The organism is Halomonas sp. H10-59 (genome assembly GCF_040070555.1).
Taxonomy (GTDB): domain Bacteria; phylum Pseudomonadota; class Gammaproteobacteria; order Pseudomonadales; family Halomonadaceae; genus Halomonas; species Halomonas litopenaei.
Genome location: NZ_CP098828.1, coordinates 2907659 through 2928028, shown reverse-complemented (window position 1 = coordinate 2928028; position 20370 = coordinate 2907659). Strand labels below are relative to the sequence as shown.

The following is a 20370-nucleotide window of genomic DNA, read 5'->3' as shown; positions in this document are numbered from 1 at the left end:
GTGTCTCCTTAACCTTGGGCCGTCAGGTGGCTGACGAGGGCTTGCATGGTGTCTATCACCAGACCTTCCACCGGGAGTGGTACCAGCAGGAAGAAACGGAAGATCGGTACCAGCACCAGGGGAACGGCAATGCTGACCAGCACGACGGTGCGCAGTTTCCTGCATTCGCTAGGCGAATGGCGCAGCAACCACCAGGCGATGGTGGCGACTGTCAGAAGCGTGGCGATAGCTACCAGATCCAGGGCGTACTGCTGAGATGTTGGCCGATGGCTCAGTAGTGTGATGAGCACGCAAGCGATGACGGCGCCGACCAGTGTCAGGGGAATGAGAGCCACCTTTTCGATATAGAAAGGTGTGATGAAGAGAAAGAGGAAGAGGGCGCTGGCCAGTGCAAAATCGACGCTGGGGACGAACGAGTAAACGTACAGACCGATAAAGGCCATGATCACGGCCACACGACAGGATGCAGAAGCTGGAAACGACGCCTTCGATCGGCCCTTCGAGGCGCTCTGTCTGCGTCTGGCGCCGCCATCGAGGATGGCGCGTCGCAGCAACAGCAGCGACACCAACCCCAGGGTGACGGCGATCGACAGGGGGAACAGCGCGGGGGAAACGTACCAGGCGTTGGTGACACCGCCGTAGCTGTCGGTCATGGGGAAGGTGAGGGATTTTGCGAGCATGGCGAATGCCAGCAGCAGCAGTGCCAGGCTCGTGAAGAAATCGCGGCGTCGCCGCTGGATGAGTTCGTCGTTCCCCGAGAAAGCGGCGCCTGCCTGATTCTCGGGGTCAGGGAGCTGTTTGCTGTCAACCATGATGTGTCCAGTGAACCTGATGTTCTACGAGGTATTGACGTGGCCCGGAAAATGCCCGGAGGCAACGATTGCCTCCGGGCCTTCGGTTATCGGGAACGAAGAAGTCGCGATCAGGGCCTTGGAATATTCAATTCCTCCGGATTGATGGAAGCAGACTCCAGGTCATACAGCGTCCATGAGAAGAGGGACTCGAGTCGAGAGAATTCCTCCGAGGCTTCTTCTCCCGTCTTGCCGGACAACTGGAAGTAGTTGTCCTCTGCCCACTGTTTTACCGCGTCGGTTTCCAGTGCCTGCTCGAACGCCTGTTCAAGGGTCTCCTTGACCTCCTCCGGGGCATCGTCGCGGACGGCAAAACCAATGGTCTGTCGAATAGGCAGATATTCCTTCAACTGCGGATAGCTGTCGAAGGCAGAGGGGATTTCACCGGTTCCCTCGATGTCGACCGGGCTATCGGTCAACACCGCCAGGGGCCGAAGCCGATTGGCCGCAATCAGTTGCTGCTGCTCGGCAAGAGAGGTGATGACCACGCTGACTTCACCCGTGATGGCGGCGTTCTGGCCCGGCGCGGAACCCGGGTAGGGAATGAAGTTGAGATCTGCCCCCGTGCCTTTCTCGAAGGCGAGCAGATTGAGGTGATGAACGGAGCCCGAGCCCCCCGCGGCTGCCTTGATTGTGACGTCGCCGCTGGAGGCCGCCTCCACCAGTTCTTCCAGGCTGGTATAGGACGAATTGCTGCCCACGGAGATCAGGTCCGGCGATCCCCCGATGATGAAGGGGTACCAGCTGTCGAAGGTATTTTCCCAGCCGCCCTGGACCGCCGCGGCGACATTGGATTCGGACAGACCTGCCAACGTATAGCCGTCGGCAGGCTGGTTGCTGACATGGCTCATGCCGATGGAGCCGGCGACACCGCCCGGTTTGTTGACCACGTTGATGCGCCTGGGAAGGAAGGCATTCATTTCTGCGCTGACGACCCGGTTTGCGACATCGGTGCCGCCGCCGGCCGACCACACGACCACATTGGTGATGTCGCGTTCGGGGTAGTCCGCGGCGGCTGCGTGAAAGGAGAGACCCATGAGCAGGGCGATTGCTGGCGTGACATGACGTTTCATTTGGCTTCCTCGTCGCTTGTTGTTGTGCCGGTCGCCCGGGTGGCTGACGCGGTCTGGTCTTGACCGGCTTTGTGCATGTGTTAATGTATACGTTAACGAGTTGGTCGTCAAACGCTGGTGAAAGGGCCACGGAAACGGTCCCTCGGAACATCGAAATCCCGGAACAACAAGAAGACTGACCAACGCAAGAACAGAACAACGAGACCCAGGAACAACATGATCGAACTCGAAGCGCTGGACTATAGCGGTGGCGACTTGAGTCGGCCCGAATGCGTGCTGACACATTCGAGTGGCCTGCTGATGACCGCAGACTGGACCGACAGCGGTGGCGTGGCGATCTTCCGCCATGCGGATCGCGCGCCGGCCCTTCGCATCCTGTCGAACCAGCAGGGCTTCCAGCTTCGTCCCAACGGTATTGCTCTGGAAGACGACGGCGGTGTGATCGCGACCCATCTGGGCGAAGACCAGGGGGGCGTCTTTCGGCTGCACGTCGATGGCGCCCTGGAGCCATTGGTGACCGAGATCGACGGTGTCGCCCTGCCTCCCACCAACTTCGTTCATCGAGACGGCGCCGGTCGCCTCTGGATCACCGTCAGTACCCGTCAGCAGCCCCGCGCCAAGGGATACAGCGCGGCGGTGGCCGACGGTTTTATTGCTCTGGCCAACGCCGATGGCAGTGACGCCAGAATCGTCGCCGATGGCCTGGGTTACACCAACGAGTGCGCCCTGCACCCCGATGGCCGGTGGCTCTACGTCAATGAAACCTTTGCCCGCCGGCTGAGCCGTTTTTCCGTGGAGGAAAAGGGACGACTCGGCGAGCGCCAGACCGTCTGTGAGTTCGGCCCTGGCACCTTCCCCGATGGTGTGACCTTCGATGTCGAAGGCGGGGCCTGGATCACCAGTATCGTCAGCAACCGGGTCATCCGGGTCTCGCCGACCGGGGAGCAGAGTGTCGTGCTGGAAGACAGCGACGAGGCCTATCTCAAGCAAGTGGAGGAGGCGTTTGACGCCGGTCGGATGGGTCGCCCTCACCTGGATGGCGTCGTCAGTCGTCGACTCGGTCACGTATCGAGCCTGGCATTTGGCGGCAGCGACCTCGATCGGGCTTACCTTGGCTGCCTGCTGGGGGACCGCCTTGCCTCGTTTCAGGCGCCAGTGCGCGGCGTGGCGCCGATCCATTGGCGTGCTCCCTTGACCCGATTGCGTTCGGCACTCGCCGGCGCCGATGCCTGACTTCTTCAAGTAACAACCAACAATAGCGAGAGGCTGTCAAATGACCAACAAGACCCACTTTTCCATCGCTGTCTTTCCCGGTGACGGCATTGGCCAGGAAATCATGAAGCCGTGCGTCACGCTGCTGGAGGCAGCCATGGCGCGGGTCGGGGGCGTATCGGCGAGCTTCGAGGAGCTGCCTGCCGGTGCCGCCCACTTCAGGGATACAGGGGAGTCGCTTCCCGAGGCCTCGTTGAAGCGTGCCGATGAAGCCGATGCGATCCTGCTGGGTGCCATGGGGCTGCCGGACGTTCGCTATCCGGATGGCACCGAGATCTCGCCACAGATCGACTTCCGCTTCCGTTTCGGCCTGTACGCCGGGGTCAGGCCGGTGCGCACTATCGCCGGGCTTCAGCCGATGCTCAATAACCCCAGCGCCCACGAACTCGACTTCGTGATCGTGCGGGAATCCACCGAGGGCCTGTTTGCATCTCACGGCAGGGGCGAGATCAAGGGCGACGAGGAAGCGCGCGATACCCTGGTCATCACCCGGGATGTGAGTCAGCGACTGTTCGACTTCACCCTGGCGCTGGGACAAAGCCGCCAGGCCCAGGGGGGGAAGGGCAGGGTGACCTGTGTCGACAAGGCCAATGTGTTCAAGTCCTTTGCCTTCTTCCGCAAGATCTTCGACGAGCGGGCCGAGGCGCATCCGCAGCTCGACTGCGACCACATGTACGTGGACGCGGCGGCGCTCAACATGGTCACCAGGCCCTGGGATCTCGACGTGATGGTCACCGAGAACATGTTCGGCGACATACTGTCCGACCTGGGCGCCGGTCTGATCGGTGGCATGGGTTACGCGCCTTCTGCGGACATCGGCGATGATCACGCGGTCTTTCAGCCATGCCATGGCAGTGCGCCGGATATCGCTGGCAAGGGCCTCGCCAATCCAACGGCCATGGTGCTGTCCGGTGTGATGATGCTGGAGTGGCTGGGAGAGAAGCACGACTGTGAGCCGGCGCTGAAGGCAGGCAAGTTGCTGCGAGGGGCCGTGGACGCTGCCTTTGCCACTGGCACCCTGGTGACCTGCGAGCTGGGCGGGGATGCCGGTACGACCGCGGTGTTCGAGGCGGTCATGGCCCAGCTGGTCGAGCTTCCGATCCAGTAGCTTTTGATGGTTGGGTGGTGCGCCGCTCACAATGGCAGGTCGCAGGAGGTAGGTTGTTGATGGAAAAGCTAAGGGTCGCAGCGGTTGGCGCCGGATACTTCAGCCAGTTTCAATATGACGCCTGGTCACGCATCCCCGAGGTTCAGGTGGTGGGCGTGTGTGATCAGGACATCTCTCGCGCTCGGGAGGTGGCCAAGCGTCATGGGGGCTGGGAGGTCTACTCGGATGTCCTGGCGATGCTGGAGGAAGCGCGCGCCGACGTGCTGGATATCATCACGCCGCCCTCTTCACACCTGGCCTTGATCCGCCTGGCGGCGGAGCGCGGGGTGAACGTGATCTGCCAGAAGCCGTTCTGCAAAAGCCTGGAGGAGGCGCGCCAAGCCGCCGCCCTGGCCGAGCAAAGCGGGATTGAACTGATCGTTCATGAAAACGTCCGGTTTCAGCCCTGGTACGAGGAGATCCAGCGGCAGATTGCCGCGGGCAAGCTGGGGCAGATCTATCAGGCGACGTTCCGGCTGCGCCCTGGAGATGGACAGGGGCCGGAGGCCTATCTGGAGAGGCAGCCGTACTTTCAGAAGATGGAGCGGTTTCTGATCCACGAGACCGGGATACATTGGATCGACACCTTTCGCTATCTCTTCGGCGAGGTGTCCGCTGTCTATGCCGAACTGAGGCGCCTCAACCCGGCTATCGCCGGTGAGGATGCGGGGCATGTCATCATGGAGTGTGCCGGTGGCGTTCGCGCCGTTCTGGATGGCAACCGCCTGTCCGATCATTGCGCCGAAAACCGGCGGCTGACCATGGGCGAAATGACCATCGAAGGAAGCGAGGGTGTGCTGGTGCTGAGAGGCGATGGCACCCTGGGTTACAGAAGGCACGGGGAAAATCTGTGGCAGGATATCGACTATGAGTGGGTGGATCACGGTTTTGGCGGGGACTGCGTGTATCGGTTCAGCCGCCATGTGGTGGATGGCCTGATGGGGCGGTCGAGGTTGGCAAATACCGCGTCTGACTATCTCGCCAACATGAACATCGAAGAGGCTGTCTACACCTCTGCCAGAGAAGGCAGGCGGCTTCGTGTGTCCAGTGACGTCTGTGGAAGCTGAGGATTTGCAGCGATGAACTCAAGAGACACGTCTTCTCGATCCGTGCCGGCGAGCAGGGGCGAGGGGCCTCCGGGGGACAAGCTGTCGCTGCCGGAAAAGGCGTACTACGAGATAAAGCGTCGGATACTCGACAACGAGTTTTCCTCGGGATCCTTCCGCCTCGAGAAGGAGTTGGCGGAACTGCTCGACATGAGCCGGACGCCCGTGCGAGAGGCAATGATTCGGCTGGCCAATGAAGGGCTGGTGGAAATCAGGCCGCGCCACGGTATGCGAGTGTTGCCGGTATCGGCCGAGGATATGGTCGAGATATACGATGTGTTGACGGCGCTCGAGACCCAGGCGGTCGAGTTGCTGGCACGACGCGGATTGTCCGACCAGGAGCTCGGCCAGTTGATGGATGCGGTGGATGAGATGGACGACGCCCTGGCCGATGACGACCTGACCCGCTGGGCAGCGGCGGACGAGCGATTCCATCTGCTGCTGGTGGAGTTGTGCGGCAATCGCCGCATCGCCACCATCGTCAACACCTATTGGGATCAGTCCCACCGTGTGCGCATGTTGACCCTGGGACTACGGCCACGGCCGACGTCATCGAACAACGACCATCGGGCCGTTGTCCAGGCCATTCAGAATGGTGACGTCATCGCCGCCAGGGACCATCACCGGGAGCACCGGGTAAATAGCGGCAGGATGCTGGTGGAGCTACTCGACAAGTACGGTCTTTCTTCGATCTAGGCGTGTGTCGCGATACGAAAACCGGGAGCGCATTGCGCTCCCGGTTTCGTTACACCAGCGCGTAGCCCAGCGCCACGAAGCCGAGGCTGGTGACGGTTGCCCCGATCAGGGTGTAGGGCAGCTGGGTCAGGGCGTGCTGCATCGGCAGGACGCCGCTGCCCTGAGATGACAGTACCGAGGAGTCCGAGAAGAAGCAGGCGTGGCTGCCGAAGCTCGAGGCCGACAGCAGGGCGCCGACCACCAGTGGCATCGACACCTCCATATGGGCGGCCATCGGGATCACGATGGGGATCGAGATCACGAACACGCCCCAGGACGATCCGGTGGCGAACACCACCACCGCCATGGAGATAAAGACGATGGCCGGCAGCAGCGCCGGGGTGATGTAGGGCGCCAGGGAGTCGATCATGAACTGGGTCATGCCAAGCTGGTCGTTGACCTCCTTGAGCACGAAGCCAACGGCGACGATGGCCAGCGGCAGCATCATGGTGCGAAAGCCGTCCATGATCGAGTCCATCAGGCTCGAGAAGGTGGACAGGCGCTGCACCAGGAACAGCACGATGGTGAACAGGGTGGCGGCGATGACGCCCTTGAGCAGGTCGATCTCGAAGTAGGCGCTGGCGCCGATCAGTACCGCCATCGGGGCGACGAAGTTGAACAGGCCAAGCCAGGGGTTGCCACGCGGGGTGTCGTCGCCAAGCGGCTCATCCGGGGCGCCGTCGGGAATCGTCTGGCCGGCGCGGGCGCGGGCCTCGGCGGTCTTCATCGGGCCAAGATCCGGCACGATGCTCATGGCCACCAGAAAGACCAGGCCCATGGCGACCCAGCCATACAGCATGTAGGGAATCGACTGGATGTACAGCCACATGCCTGGGCCATCGGTGGCGCCGTTGGTTTCCAGCAGTTCGGCAAAGTACACCGCCCAGGTCGAGATCGGCACCAGGACGCAGATCGGGGCGGCGGTGGAGTCGACGATATAGGCAAGCTTTTCCCGCGATACGCCGAAACGGTCGGTCAACCGCTTCATCGCCGCCGAGGTCGCCAGCGCATTGAGGTAGTCGTCGATGAAGATCAAGAGTCCCAGTACCGCAGTGCACAGCAGTGACTGACGGCGGGTCTTGACCAGGCGGCTCATGAAGTGGCTGAAGCTCAGGGTGCAGCCGGACTTCTCGAGCATGGCGATAAAGCCACCCATCAGGCCGCATACCAGGATCAGCCAGGCGATGGTCTCGTTCATCATGACCGACAGCGAGACGTCGGCCAGGGCACCGATATAGTCGCTCGGCTCGATCAGGATAAGCCCGGACAGCGCGCCGATGGCCAGGGCCTCCAGGGTCCTGTGGGTGGCAATCGCCACCACCAGCACGATCAGCGAAGGCACCAGGCTGATCCAGCCGAAGGGGGTGCCGGCTTCGTGGTGGAAGGTCAGACCGGCCACCAGGGCAATGAGTCCTGCGACCATGGCAAAGGTACGACCCTTGCCCTTCTGGCTGGGCTTGCCGGGGGCGAAGGGATGGGTGGACGGTGCGTTGGTCTGGGTCATGGCGTCACCTCCAGTGCGAGGCCTGGATCGATGACAAGGGGCGTTGTGGTTGTCATGAGGGGGCTACCCGTGATTGCTGTGAGTTATATCGGGTGTGGCTCAGGGCGTGTCTGAAAAGTGCCTGCGCTCGGTAATACGGCGTTAAAAACCGGCTGGTGCGCCAGCCCGGTCAACATGCTCATTTACTGCTAGTAAACTGCGCTGTCTCACCGATTTTTGCCTTGTCTAACCTTCGCTCGTCGACTTTTCGGACGGGGCCCAGTGGTCTTGCGGTCTTGCGGTCTAGCGTTCGTGCCGGGCGAGCGCACAGGGCGTCCCCGCCCGGTACGGGAGTCCGGGGCGATAGCGTCGTGATTTCCCGCGCTCAGACGTGGCGCAGGTACCAGTCGTACTCCAGGCGACTGACGCTTTGCATGGCCAGTTCGCGCTCGGCGCGACGGTTGGCCAGAAACACCTTGAGAAACGCCTGGCCGAAGGCTTCCCCGAGCGGTTCGCTGTGCTCCAGCAGGTCGAGGGCCTTTGACCAGCTGTTGGTCAGGGTGGGCTCGTACTGGCGGTAGGCGTTACCAGTGACGGGCTCCCCCGGCGAGACAGCGGTATCCAGACCGTGACAGACCGAGGCCAGCAGGGTGGCCAGCAGCAGATAGGGGTTGGCATCGGCTCCGGCTACTCGATGTTCTACCCGGCGGGCGGCGTTGGCTCCAGAGGGGATCCGCAGTGCCACCGAGCGGTTATCGTAGCCCCAGGTCGGCGTCATCGGCACATAGAGGCCGGGCTGGAAACGTCGGAAGGAGTTCAGGTTGGGCGCGAACAGCGCCATCGAAGCAGGCATCAGCTCCATCAGGCCACCGATGGCATGACGCAAGGCAGGGGTCCCCAGCGGGTCGCCATCGCTGTCGGCGAAGACATTGTCGCCGCTTTCGTCGATCAGGCTCATGTGGACGTGCATGCCGTTGCCGGCCTCGCCGCCGTAGAGCTTGGCCATGAAGGTGGCCTCGAAGCCGTGGCGCAGTGCCACGCCCTTGATCAGGCGCTTGAGCAGCACTGCGCTGTCGCAGGCCTTCATCACGTCATCGCCGTGGATCAGGTTGATCTCGAACTGCCCCGGGGCGCACTCCTTGAGCGCGGTGTCCAGCGGCAGTTGCTGTAGCTGGGCGGCGGCGTGCACCTCCTCGAGAAAGTCGGCGTACTCGTCGAGTTCGTTGATCGAATATAGCTGGCTATCGCTCGCCCGCTCGCCGCTGGCCGGGGAACGGCAGGGCTGGGCCATACCCATCTCGTCGCGTTGGCGATCGACCAGATAGAATTCGAGCTCCAGCGCGACCACCGCCTTGAGGCCGCGCTCGGCCAGTCGCTCGACCTGGCGCGCCAGCACGTTGCGGGGATCGGCGAAGAAGGGGCCGTCCTGGTCATCGCGCATGTTCATCAGCAGTTGCGCCTGGCGTCCCTTGCGCTGCCAGGGCGTGACCATCAGGGTGCCGGGAATGGGGCGGCAGACCTGATCGCGATCGCCGATGTCGAGCCCCAGCCCGGTTTCCTCGACGGTATTGCCGGTGATGTCGAGGGCGAACACCGAGCCGGGGAGCTGGATGCCGCTTGCGTAGGCCTTTTCGAGGTTGTCACGGGGGATGCGCTTGCCGCGCAGCACGCCGTTCATGTCGCTGATCAGCAGGTCTACGCTGTCGACCTCGGGATGTCGGGCCAGAAAGTCGCGAGCTTCGTCGACGCTGGGGGTGCCCATGCTGTCACCTTTTGTTGGTTCGTTGTGATGTGGCTAGTGTTTCGCTGACCGGGCCATGGTGTCAAATTATTTACGCGTAGAGGTGAGGTGCTTGTCGAGGTGTCGAGTGGTCTTTTGTTTTGTAGAAGTCTTTAAAAACAGATGGTTGTCGGTCTTGCCGTCAAGATTTTCGGCGCCGGGCTTGGCAAGAAAATCCGACCAAGGTATGTTGAGGAAACCATAACAACGGATAGAGCTGCGAGGAGTTCGATGAACATTCGTCCGCTGGTTGGCGTCATCGCCTGCCGTCGAGAGGTCGAGGGTCACCCGGCCCACATGGTGACCGACAAGTATCTGCGCGCCCTGCGTGACTACGGTCTTGAACCGATCATGCTGCCGGTGTGGCAAGGGCAGGGCCAGGAAGATGCCCGGGCGCTGCTGGCGCGCCTCGATGGCCTGGTGCTGACCGGCAGCTACACCAACGTACTGCCCGAGCGCTACGGTGCCGAACGCGAACCGGAGAATACCCGGGACGACGTGGATCGCGACGCCGCCGCCATGAGCTGGGTGCCGCTGGCGCTGGAGCAGCAATTGCCGCTCCTGGGCATCTGCCGGGGATTTCAGGAGCTCAACGTGGCCTTCGGCGGCAGCCTGCACCAGGCAGTGCAGCGGGTGCCGGGGCGGCTGGATCACCGCGAGCCGGAGGGTGAAAAGGCCGAGCAGTATGCGCCGGTACACGACCTCGAGATTCAGCCCGGCGGCCGTCTGGCCGCGCTTTACCCCGAGGCCAGTGCGCGGGTCAACTCGCTGCACCAGCAGGGTGTCGATCGACTTGGTGAGGGGCTGCGCGTCGAGGCGCTGGCGCCGGACGGGCTGGTGGAGGCCATCTCGGTGGCTGACGCGCCGGGGTTCACCCTGGCGGTACAGTGGCATCCGGAGTGGGAGCCCCAGTCCCATCCGCTGTATGACGCCATCTTCAAGGGCTTTGCTGCTGCCTGTGCGACGCACTAGGGCTTGTCTGAAAAGTGCCTGCACTCGGTAATACGGCGTTAAAAATCGGATCAAAATGCTCATTTACACCCCGTAAACTGCGCTTTCTCACCGATTTTTGCCTTGTCTAACCTTCGCTCGTCGACTTTTCGGACAGCGCCTAATGTCCTGGGCGTCGGCGTCGTGCCGAGTTGGGCAATGACGTCAGCCAGGCGGTGTGTTTGACGCTGTGTTCTGCCTGCTTCGATGAATACTGTGCCGACTTACCACTGTCGGTGGGGAAAAGCTGTCCGCTGCCTCGACAGGCATAGAGATCCTTCTATGCTCAAACGGTGAGGATCGCCCCTGATGCTCGCAGTTGGATCTCCCCTCTCAAGGAATCGAAGGAGAAGACCATGGTGATCAAGCGTTCGTCTTTGATGCTGGTGCTTGCGGGTTCGCTGCTGTCTCTGGGCGCGGCGACGGCCCTGGCGGAGTCTAGTGCCCAGGATGAGCATCGCCAGGAAATGGAAGAGCAGGCGGCCAGTTCTCAGCCCGGTGAAGGCATGATGGATCAGACCAACGAGACCTTGCTGGAAGGGTCCGCCGCGGCTACCGAGAAGCGTCAGGAAATGCTCGAGGGCTCCTCGGACCCGGGCAATGCCGAGGGCAAGATGGATGGCTACAACGCCGAACTGCTCGAAGGCAGTGCGGCCGCCACCGAAAAACGTCAGGAGATGATGAAAGAGCAGGAGTAAGCCTGCGACGGGGTCATCGCCCCAGGCCTCCTGGCGACCCATCACTCAGCAGATGACAGCGGTGCCGTAGTCACAGGGTCACCACGTCGTGCTGGCACCCTTTCGCAACGTCGTCACAACACCTGAAGTCGCCACAACACCTCAAGTCGTCCCAACGAAAGCGCCGCCCCAGGAGGGCGGCGCTGTCGTTGTGATGGTAGTGGTAGCGGAAGTCGGCACGCTGGACGGAGCGGGCGCTGGCTCGCCAGCGCCCGGAGGCGCTCAGGCGCTGGCGTCGCTGGCCGTCGCTACCTTCGTTGCCGCGGTCGCGCGCTGGCCCAGGGTGAACAGCACCGCGGTCAGGGTGGCGACGCCTCCCGCCAGGCCCAGCCACCAGGGCAGGCCGAAACCGGTGCCGAGTGCGCCGAACAGCAGCGCCACGATGCCGACCAGCATGGCGTAGGGAAGCTGCGTCCTGACGTGGTCGATCAGATCACAGCCGCTGGCCATGGCCGCAAGCAGGGTGGTCTCGGCCAGCGGCGAGCAATGATCGCCCCACACCGCGCCGGCCAGCACTCCCGCCACCGAGGCGTACAGCAGCGGCATGCCTTCGGCGGTGCCGGCCATGCCATTGTGCTCGAGTACGGCCCAGGCCAGCGGTACCACCAGCGGCATCATGATGCCCATGACACCCCATGACGAACCGGTGGCGAAGGCGGTGAAGCCGGCCAGGCCGAAGATCACCGCCGGCATCCACTGCGGTGACAGGCTATCGCCCAGCACCGTGACCAGAAAGTCACTGGTGTGCAGGTCCTCGTTCACGCTCGCCAGTGCCCAGGCCATCATCAGGATGGTGATCGGCAGCAGCATCGACTTGACGCCTTCGAACCAGTAGTGGGCGGTTTCGGTCATGCTCATCAGTCGCTGCGCCTGGGTCATGATCACCGCCGTCACGCAGGCCGCCAGCGAACCCCACATCATGGCGCTGAAGGAGTCGCCCTCGCCGAAGATGTCGCGCAGCTGATGGTCACCGCCGCCGAGGGCAGCGAGACCGGTGGCGTAGATCCCGCCCAGGGTGATCGCCACCAGCACGATCATCGGTATCACCGCGTTCAGCGCCCGGGTCGGAATGCCTTCCTTGGTGGGGATGTCGGCTTCCTCGACGATGGCTTCCCGGCTGCTCATTGCCTGGCGGGCGCCGGGCTCGGACAGTGCCTTGCGCTCGGCGGTGAGCATGGGGCCGAAGTCACGACCGCTCCAGGCCACCAGGAAGACGAAGGCGAGCGCCAGGATCGGATAGGCGTTGTAGGGAATGGCGTTAACGAACACCGAGTAGGCGGACTCGTTCCAGTCTTCTATGGCATCCATCGCCTCGCTGATCAGCCCGACCTGAAAGCCGATCCAGGTGGTCACCAGCATGATCGCGGACACCGGTGCGGCGGTACTGTCCACCAGGTAGGCCAGCTTGGCTCGCGAGATCCTCACGCGGTCGGTGATATGGCGCATGGTGTTGCCGACGATCAGGGCATTGGCGTAGTCGTCGAAGAAGATGGCCAGACCCAAAAGCGCGGTGGAATTCTGCGCCTGGCGTCGTCCACGGATCACTCGCGCGATGCGCTCGGCGATGCCGCGGGTGCCGCCGTTGCGCGAGATGATGCCGACCATGCCGCCGATCAGCAGGCAAAACAGCACGATCGACATATGGTCGCTGTCGCTGGCGGCGGACAGCACGTGGACGTTGACCGAGTCACCGAAGGCGCCGAGCAGGGCGCCGGCGTTCATGCCGTGAAGCACCCAGCCGCCGAGCAACAGCCCGGCAAACAGCGCCAGGATGACCTGGCGGAAGGCCAGCGCCAGGGTGATGGCGGTCAGGGCAGGCAGCAGCGAGAGCCAGGCGGGAACAGGGTCGAGTTCGAGGGTGGCGGTGGGGGTGTTGGAGGCGTCGAGTAGTGACAGGGTGCGTGGGCCGTCGGTGACGGTCAGGCTGAGCGTAGCGACCCCGTCTGCGTCGACCTCGAGCGGATGGCGGCGAGTGCCGTCGTCGATGTGCCAGGGGCGGTCGGGATCAAGTCCGCTGGCCTGGACGTCGGTGGCGACCCCTTCGAGCAGGATGTCCGGGCCGCTCAGCTGGGGTGCTGCCTGGACGGTGGAAAGGCTCGCCGCTAGCAGCAAGAGCGACAGCAAGAGCAAAGGCACGCATCGGGTTTTTCGCCGGCCCGTCGGCGAAGGACATGGTGGTTTCATGGTGGCCCCGGTTGTTGTTGGAAGGTGTGGAGAGCGCCGTTTGGCGTAAAAGAAAGTTGGTCGTTTGGCCGTTGGTTGTCAATTTTTTTTGTGGCTAAAAATAAAAAATATCGACATTGTACGATGGTCGTAGACCGATAATCAGTGACTTATGTTTTTTTTCTAAGGAAATGCTGCGCTGGGCTTGGCTTTCACGAGAAGGGTAGTTATGTTGAGTAAACCATAACAAAGCAACTCACTAATATCGGGAGACTTGGCCATGACCTCGCCAGGCGCCGCACGGCTCAAAGAGCTCGATCGCGAACACCATCTGCACCCCTTCACCGACTTCAAGGCGCTCGGGGAGGAAGGCAGTCGTATCATCGTTGACGCCGAGGGGGTCTACATCCAGGACGCGGATGGGCATCGCATCCTCGATGGCATGGCGGGGCTCTGGTGCGTCAACCTCGGCTATGGGCGTCAGGAGCTGGTGGACGCCGCCAGCGAGCAGCTCACCCAGCTGCCGTACTACAACAATTTCTTCAAGACCACTCATCCACCGGCGGTGGAGCTTGCCGAGACCCTGTGTCGACTGGCACCGGCGCACATGAACCGGGTGTTCTTCACCGGTTCCGGCTCCGAGGCCAACGACACCGTGCTGCGGATGGTGCGTCGCTACTGGGCGCTCAAGGGCCAGCCAGACAAGCAGTGGATCATCGGTCGCGAAAACGGCTATCACGGCTCCACCGTGGCCGGCATGAGCCTGGGCGGCATGGCGCCGATGCATGAACAGGGGGGGCCCTGTGTGCCGGGTATCACCCACATCCGTCAGCCTTACTGGTTTGGCGAAGGGCGTGATCAGACCCCGGAGGCCTTCGGTCGTGCCTGCGCCGAGGCGCTCGAGGCGCGTATCCAGGAGCTGGGGTCCGACAAGGTCGCGGCCTTTATCGCCGAGCCGGTACAGGGTGCCGGCGGCGCCATCATTCCCCCGGACAGCTACTGGCCGGCGATCAAGGAGGTGCTCGAGCGCCACCAGATCCTGCTGGTGGTCGACGAGGTGATCTGTGGTTTCGGGCGTCTGGGCGAGTGGTTCGGCAGCGTCCACTACGACCTCAAGCCTGACCTGATGCCGATCGCCAAGGGGCTGTCCTCCGGCTACCTGCCGATCGGTGGGGTGCTGGTCGGTGATCGTGTCGCCGACACGCTGATCGACGAGGGTGGCGAGTTCTACCACGGCTTCACCTACTCGGGGCATCCGGTGTGCGCCGCGGTAGCGCTCAAGAACCTTGAGTTGATGCAGGCCGAAGGCGTGGTCGAGCGGGTGCGTGATGATCTGGGGCCTTACCTGGCGACGCGCTGGAAGTCCCTGGAGTCCCACCCGCTGATCGGCGAGGCGCGCTCGCTGGGTCTGATCGGCGCCCTGGAGATCGTCGCTGACAAGGACAGCGGCAAGCGCTTCGACAAGTCGCTGGCGGTGGGCAACCTGTGTCGCGATATCTGCTTCGAGACAGGCCTGGTGATGCGCTCGGTGGGAGACACCATGGTCATTTCACCGCCCCTGGTGATTAGCCACGATGAAATCGACGAACTGGTGCGTCTGGCCCGGGAGGCGCTGGACGAGACGCTGCGCCGGCTGACCGCCCAGGGCGTCGAGATCACCGCCGCCGAGGAGGCTGATGCATGAGTCGTCCCCTCGACAAGGCTGGCTGGAAGGCCCTGGCCGACACCCTGACGGCGCGGCTGGAAACCCGCGCCTATATCGATGACCGCTTCGTCGATGCCGCCAGCGGCGAGACCTTCGAGACCATCAACCCCGCCACGGGGGAAGTGCTGGCGCGGGTCGCAAGCTGTGATCAGGCCGATGCCGAGCTGGCGGTTGCCCGCGCCCGGCGCGCCTTCGATGGTGGTGAATGGTCGCGCCTGGCGCCGACCCGGCGCAAGCGGGTGCTGCTGCGGCTGGCCGAGCTGATGGAGGCCCACCGCGACGAACTGGCGCTGCTCGACACTCTGGACATGGGCAAGCCGATCTCCAGTGCGCTGGGTGACATGGCCGGCGCCATCGGTGCGATGCGTCACCAGGCCGAATCCATCGACAAGCTCTACGGCGAGGTCGCGCCCACCGGCGAAGAGGCGCTCGCGCTGGTGCTGCGCGAGCCGATCGGGGTGGTGGCGTCCATCGTGCCCTGGAACTTCCCGATGATGATGACCGCCTGGAAGATCGCACCGGCCCTGGCCGCCGGCAACAGCGTCATCCTCAAACCGTCGGAGAAGTCGCCACTGTCGGCGCTGCGGCTGGCTGCCCTGGCCCAGGAGGCTGGCCTGCCACGCGGCGTGCTGCAGGTGTTGCCGGGCTATGGTCACACCGTGGGCAAGGCGCTGGCGCTGTCGATGGACGTCGACTGCCTGGCCTTCACCGGCTCCACCGCGGTCGGCAAGCAGCTGATGCAGTACGCCGGGCAGTCGAACCTCAAGCGGGTCTATCTGGAGTGCGGTGGCAAGAGCCCCAATCTGGTGTTCGCCGACTGCAGGAATCTCGCCCAGGTGGCGCACCACGCCGCCGAGGCGATCTTCCATAACCAGGGGGAGGTGTGTATCGCCGGTTCGCGGCTGCTGGTCGAGAACAGTGTGCGCGAGGCCTTTATCGAGCACCTGCTGGCGGCGGCCGAGTCGATGCAGCCGGGGGATCCTCTGGACCCGTCGAGCTTCATGGGGGCGATTGTCGATGCGACCCAGCACCGCCGCATCCTCGACTTCATTCGCCAGGGGCAGGAAGAAGGCGGACGGCTGCGTGCCGGCGGCGAGGCGCTCGACGGGCCGGGGCTGTTCATCCAGCCGACGGTGTTCGACGGTGTCACCGAGGACATGACGATCGGGCGTGAAGAGATCTTTGGCCCGGTGCTGTCGGTGTTCGGCTTCGACAGCGAAGAGCAGGCCATCGCCCTGGCCAACGACTCGGTCTATGGGCTGGCCGCCGGGGTGTGGAGTCAGGACGTCGACCGAATCATGCGGGTCAGTCGTCGTCTGCAGTCGGGCCAGGTGTTCGTCAACAACTGGGCAGGCGGGGATCAGAGCGTGCCCTTCGGCGGGGTCAAGCAGTCCGGCAATGGCCGCGACAAGTCGCACCACTCGCTGGCCGAATACACCGAACTCAAGAGCGTCTGGATCGCTTTGAGCTAGACCTGAGCCCAGGTCTGCAGCCTGTCCGGCCGCCTGGACCTGCAATCGCCCCGACACCAGGCCATCAACGCGCACTGATGGGAGGCGACTCCCTGTTTGGCCACGCCTTGCGTGGCCTTTTTTGTGGTTTGCAGGGCGGGCAGTGTCTTTGAGTCGACGCCGGCGTGTCCGAGCGCCGCTAGAAGGCTCGCGCTGGGGTGGTGCAGCTGACCAGTCGGCAGGCACTGGGTAGCCGCCGCTAGGCCGACGCCACGGTATTCGCCGCTCGCTAGAAGGCTCGCGCCGGGGTGGTGCAGCTGACTAGCCGACAGAGGGTCTCGCTGGGGTTGCGAAAGCGGTGGGGCACGTTGGTGTCGAAGTAGTACGCCTCGCCGGCGCCAAGTACCCGGGTCTCGGCACCGATGGTGATCTCGATCTCGCCCTCGAGCACCACCCCGGCTTCCTCGCCCTGGTGGGTGATCATCTCGCGGCCGGTGTCGGTGCCAGGGGGGTAGGTCTCGATCAGAAACGACAGTGCACGTGACTCGCGGTTGGCGCCCACCAGCTTGAACACCACGTCGCCGCTGCCCATGTCGGTCAGTTCGTCGGCGCTGTAGAACACCTGGTTCTTGCTCTCCAGATCCATGGTGAAGAAGTCGCCGACGCTCATCGGGATGGCGTCGAGGATCTTTTTCAGTGAGCTGACCGAGGGGCTGACCTTGCCCTGTTCGATCAGCGACAGGCTGGAATGGGTTACCCCGCAGCGCTTGGCCAGCTCGCGCTGGGAGATGTTGCGCAGGTTTCGCAGGGCCCTCAGGCGGGTACCGACATCGTCCGACATCGCGGGTTCCTTGGGTAAAGCCAGTGGAAGCCGGCGATGGCGCTGCCATCGCCGGTGGTCGCCGTAGCGCCCATCAGCACAGGGCGTCGAGCTTTTCCTTGAGCAGGGCGTTGACCTGCTGGGGGTTGGCGGTGCCGCGTGAGGCCTTCATCACCTGGCCGACAAAGTAGCCGATCATCTTGCCGCGCTTGTCGGGCTCGGCGTCACGGTACTGGGCCACCTGGGCGGGGCTGTCGCTGATCACCTGGTCGACCATGGCCTCGATGGCGCCGGTGTCGGTGACCTGCTTCAGGCCCTTGGCCTCGATGATGGCGTCGGCGCTGTCGCCTTCACCGTTCCACAGCGCCTGGAACACCTGCTTGGCGGCCTTGCCGTTGATGGTCGAGTCGATCACTCGCTTGACCAGGCCGCCGAGCTGCTCGGCGCTGACCGGGCTGTCGGAGATGTCCAGGCCGTCACGGTTGAGCGCACCGGACAGCTCGCCCTGGACCCAGTTGGCGGCCTGCTTGGCGTCGCCACAGATATCCTTGACCTGCTCGAAGTACTCGGCCATCTCGCGGCTGGCCGACAGCACCCCGGCATCGTAGGCGGACAGTCCCAGCTCGCTCTGGAAGCGCGCGCGCTTCTCGGCGGGCAGCTCGGGAAGACTCTCGCGCAGGTGCTCGACGTAGGCGCAGTCGAGCACCACCGGCAGCAGGTCGGGGCAGGGGAAGTAGCGGTAGTCGTTGGCTTCTTCCTTGGTCCGCATGCTGCGGGTCTCGTCGGCCTCGGGGTCGTAAAGGCGGGTTTCCTGCACCACCTTGCCGCCGTCCTCGATCAGCTCGATCTGGCGCTCGACCTCGTAGGCGATGGCGCGCTCGACGAAGCGGAAGGAGTTGACGTTCTTGATCTCGGCACGGGTGCCGAATTCCTGCTGACCCTTGGGTCTGACCGAGACGTTGACGTCACAGCGCATCGAGCCTTCGGCCATGTTGCCGTCGGAGATGCCAAGGTAGGTGACGATGGAGTGGATCGCCTTGAGGTAGGCCGCCGCCTCCTTGGCCGAGCGCATGTCCGGCTCCGAGACGATCTCCAGCAGCGGCGTGCCGGCACGGTTCAGGTCGATGCCGGTCATGCCGTGGAAGTCTTCGTGCAGCGACTTGCCGGCGTCTTCCTCGAGGTGGGCGTGGTGCACCCGGATGATCTTGTTCTCGCCGTCCTCCAGGCAGATTTCCACTTCGCCGGCGCCGACGATGGGATGGTACATCTGGCTGGTCTGGTAGCCCTTGGGCAGGTCGGCGTAGAAGTAGTTCTTGCGATCGAACACCGATACCTCGGGGATCTCGGCGTGGATGCCGAGGCCGAATTTCAACGCCATCGCCACCGCCTGCTCGTTGAGCACGGGCAGCACGCCGGGCAGGCCCAGGTCAACGGCGTTGGCCTGGGTGTTGGGCTCGGCACCGAAGGCGGTGGAGGAGCCGGAAAAGATCTTGGAGCGGGTCGCGAGCTGGACGTGCACCTCGAGACCAATGACGGTTTCCCACTGCATCAGGAGTTCTCCTTGGTCATCTCGGGACGCTTCAAATGCCAGTCGGTGGCTTGCTGGAACTGGTGAGCCACGTTGAGCAGACGGGTCTCGGCGAAGTGGGTGCCGAGGATCTGCAGGCCCACCGGGCGCTTGCCGGCGAAGCCCGCCGGAACGCTGATGCCGGGGATGCCCGCCAGGTTGACGGCGATGGTGTAGATGTCCTGCAGGTACATCGAGACCGGGTCCTTCTGGGCGCCCAGGTCGAAGGCCGGGGTCGGCGCGGCGGGGCCCATCAGCACATCGACCTCTTCGAAGGCGTCGAGGAAGTCCTGTCGAATCAGACGGCGAACCTGCTGGGCCTTCTTGTAGTAGGCGTCGAAGAAGCCTTCGGACAGGGTGTGGGTGCCGATCAGGATGCGTCGCTTGACCTCCTCGCCGAAGCCCTCCGCGCGGGAGCGCTTGTACAGATCGATGAGGTCCTCGGGGTTGTCGCAGCGATGGCCGAAGCGCACCCCGTCGTAGCGCGACAGGTTGGAGGAGGCCTCCGCCGGTGCGATCACGTAGTAGGCCGGGATGGCGTAGGCGGTGTGGGGCAGGCTGACCTCGCGCACGCTGGCACCGAGCGACTCATAGACCTTGATCGCTTCGCCGATGGCCTGGTTGACGCCGGCATCGAGGCCGTCGCCGAAGTATTCCTTGGGCAGGCCGATCTTGAGGCCGGACAGCGGCGCGCTGAGCTCCTCGGTGTAGTCGGGAACGCCGCGGGCCACGCTGGTGGAGTCGCGCACGTCGTGGCCGGCGATGACGTTGAGCAGGTGGGCGCAGTCTTCGGCGCTGCGGGCCATGGGGCCGCCCTGATCGAGGCTCGAGGCGTAGGCGATCATGCCGTAGCGCGAGACCCGGCCATAGGTCGGCTTGAGCCCGGTGATGCCGCAGAAGGCTGCCGGCTGGCGGATCGAGCCGCCGGTATCGGTGCCCAGCGCCGCCGGCACCAGGCCGGCGGCGACAGCGGCGGCGCTGCCGCCGGAGGAGCCGCCGGGGACGGCGTCGAGATCCCAGGGGTTCTTGACCGGGCCATAGAAGCTCGACTCGTTGGAGGAGCCCATGGCGAATTCGTCCATGTTGGTCTTGCCCAGGCTGACCGTGCCGGCGGCCTTGAGCTTTTCCACCACGGTGGCGTCGTAGGGGGCGACGAAGTTGTCGAGCATCTTCGAGCCGCAGCTGGTCTTGACCCCCTGGGTACAGAAGATGTCCTTGAGTGCCAGCGGCACGCCGGTCAGGCGGCCGGCTTCGCCGCGGGCGCGGGCCTGGTCGGCGGCCTCTGCGGTCTCGAGCGCCTGGTCGGCGGTGACGCTGACGAAGCTGTTGAGTGTGCCGTCGAGGCGGTCGATGCGTCCGAGCAGATCCTGGGTCAGCTCGCGACTGGAGATCTCGCCGGCGTCGAGCGCCTGGCTGATCTCGGTCAGTGTCCTGTCATGCATGGGCCTGGCTCCCTGTATGCGTGAATCCAATGTCGAGAAGGGTGGGGC

General features: G+C 63.8%; 16 protein-coding genes. 8 read left to right on the top strand and 8 right to left on the bottom strand.

Annotated features, from left to right (window positions below):
• Positions 1 to 8 precede the first annotated feature (8 nt).
• Positions 9 to 812, bottom strand: a complete 804-nt coding sequence (locus NFG57_RS12775) for a tripartite tricarboxylate transporter TctB family protein (protein WP_213227268.1) — start codon at positions 810 to 812, stop codon at positions 9 to 11.
• 110 nt (positions 813 to 922) lie between these two features.
• A complete protein-coding gene (locus NFG57_RS12770) occupies positions 923 to 1924 on the bottom strand; it encodes a tripartite tricarboxylate transporter substrate binding protein (protein WP_108448968.1) in 1002 nt (333 codons plus the stop codon).
• 216 nt (positions 1925 to 2140) lie between these two features.
• On the opposite strand from NFG57_RS12770, the gene NFG57_RS12765 reads away from it, so the two are divergent.
• Genes NFG57_RS12765 through NFG57_RS12750 form a run of 4 tightly spaced genes read left to right on the top strand, consistent with a single transcriptional unit; the run spans position 2141 to position 6145 of the window.
• On the top strand, positions 2141 to 3157 hold the full coding sequence (locus NFG57_RS12765; RefSeq protein ID WP_045994497.1) for an SMP-30/gluconolactonase/LRE family protein: 1017 nt from the start codon (positions 2141 to 2143) through the stop codon (positions 3155 to 3157).
• 40 nt (positions 3158 to 3197) lie between these two features.
• Positions 3198 to 4304, top strand: coding sequence for an isocitrate/isopropylmalate dehydrogenase family protein (locus NFG57_RS12760; protein ID WP_108132900.1), 1107 nt, complete (start codon positions 3198 to 3200; stop codon positions 4302 to 4304).
• A 59-nt stretch (positions 4305 to 4363) separates the two neighbouring features.
• Positions 4364 to 5410 carry a Gfo/Idh/MocA family oxidoreductase gene (locus NFG57_RS12755; protein WP_348816183.1) on the top strand — a complete coding sequence of 349 codons (1047 nt, stop codon included), beginning with the start codon at positions 4364 to 4366 and terminating at the stop codon, positions 5408 to 5410.
• Between the two features lie 12 nt (positions 5411 to 5422).
• Positions 5423 to 6145 (top strand): GntR family transcriptional regulator, encoded by a 723-nt coding sequence (locus NFG57_RS12750; RefSeq protein WP_108448972.1) that lies wholly within the window; start codon positions 5423 to 5425, stop codon positions 6143 to 6145.
• 49 nt (positions 6146 to 6194) lie between these two features.
• Here the strand turns inward: NFG57_RS12750 and NFG57_RS12745 are convergent, their stop codons facing one another.
• Positions 6195 to 7688, bottom strand: coding sequence for a Na+/H+ antiporter NhaC family protein (locus tag NFG57_RS12745; RefSeq protein WP_213227262.1), 1494 nt, complete (start codon positions 7686 to 7688; stop codon positions 6195 to 6197).
• Positions 7689 to 8052: 364 nt separating this feature from the next.
• The gene (locus NFG57_RS12740; RefSeq protein ID WP_222516614.1) at positions 8053 to 9429 is read right to left on the bottom strand and encodes a glutamine synthetase family protein; all 1377 of its coding nucleotides are present in this window, start codon (positions 9427 to 9429) and stop codon (positions 8053 to 8055) included.
• A gap of 249 nt (positions 9430 to 9678) precedes the next feature.
• On the opposite strand from NFG57_RS12740, the gene NFG57_RS12735 reads away from it, so the two are divergent.
• Both NFG57_RS12735 and NFG57_RS12730 read left to right on the top strand, forming a co-directional pair.
• Complete coding sequence (locus NFG57_RS12735; RefSeq protein WP_253552121.1) at positions 9679 to 10419, top strand: gamma-glutamyl-gamma-aminobutyrate hydrolase family protein; 741 nt, start codon at positions 9679 to 9681, stop codon at positions 10417 to 10419.
• 374 nt (positions 10420 to 10793) lie between these two features.
• Complete coding sequence (locus NFG57_RS12730) at positions 10794 to 11135, top strand: hypothetical protein (RefSeq protein ID WP_348814460.1); 342 nt, start codon at positions 10794 to 10796, stop codon at positions 11133 to 11135.
• Between the two features lie 261 nt (positions 11136 to 11396).
• On the opposite strand, the gene NFG57_RS12725 is transcribed toward NFG57_RS12730, so the two are convergent.
• Complete coding sequence (locus tag NFG57_RS12725) at positions 11397 to 13310, bottom strand: Na+/H+ antiporter NhaC family protein (RefSeq protein WP_348814459.1); 1914 nt, start codon at positions 13308 to 13310, stop codon at positions 11397 to 11399.
• 307 nt (positions 13311 to 13617) lie between these two features.
• Between NFG57_RS12725 and NFG57_RS12720 the strand changes: the two genes are divergently transcribed.
• Both NFG57_RS12720 and NFG57_RS12715 read left to right on the top strand, forming a co-directional pair.
• On the top strand, positions 13618 to 15021 hold the full coding sequence (locus NFG57_RS12720; RefSeq protein ID WP_222516612.1) for an aspartate aminotransferase family protein: 1404 nt from the start codon (positions 13618 to 13620) through the stop codon (positions 15019 to 15021).
• Positions 15018 to 16514 (top strand): aldehyde dehydrogenase, encoded by a 1497-nt coding sequence (locus NFG57_RS12715; RefSeq protein WP_348814458.1) that lies wholly within the window; start codon positions 15018 to 15020, stop codon positions 16512 to 16514. The genes NFG57_RS12720 and NFG57_RS12715 overlap by 4 nt, the downstream gene beginning before the upstream one ends.
• Positions 16515 to 16782: 268 nt before the next feature.
• On the opposite strand, the gene NFG57_RS12710 is transcribed toward NFG57_RS12715, so the two are convergent.
• From NFG57_RS12710 to gatA, 3 genes are all read right to left on the bottom strand, one after another.
• Complete coding sequence (locus tag NFG57_RS12710) at positions 16783 to 17334, bottom strand: cupin domain-containing protein (protein WP_045993048.1); 552 nt, start codon at positions 17332 to 17334, stop codon at positions 16783 to 16785.
• A gap of 73 nt (positions 17335 to 17407) precedes the next feature.
• Positions 17408 to 18862 carry an Asp-tRNA(Asn)/Glu-tRNA(Gln) amidotransferase subunit GatB gene (gene gatB / locus NFG57_RS12705; RefSeq protein ID WP_045993049.1) on the bottom strand — a complete coding sequence of 485 codons (1455 nt, stop codon included), beginning with the start codon at positions 18860 to 18862 and terminating at the stop codon, positions 17408 to 17410.
• Positions 18862 to 20322 (bottom strand): Asp-tRNA(Asn)/Glu-tRNA(Gln) amidotransferase subunit GatA, encoded by a 1461-nt coding sequence (gene gatA, locus NFG57_RS12700; RefSeq protein ID WP_348814457.1) that lies wholly within the window; start codon positions 20320 to 20322, stop codon positions 18862 to 18864. The genes gatB and gatA overlap by 1 nt, the downstream gene beginning before the upstream one ends.
• Between the last annotated feature and the right edge of the window lie 48 nt (positions 20323 to 20370).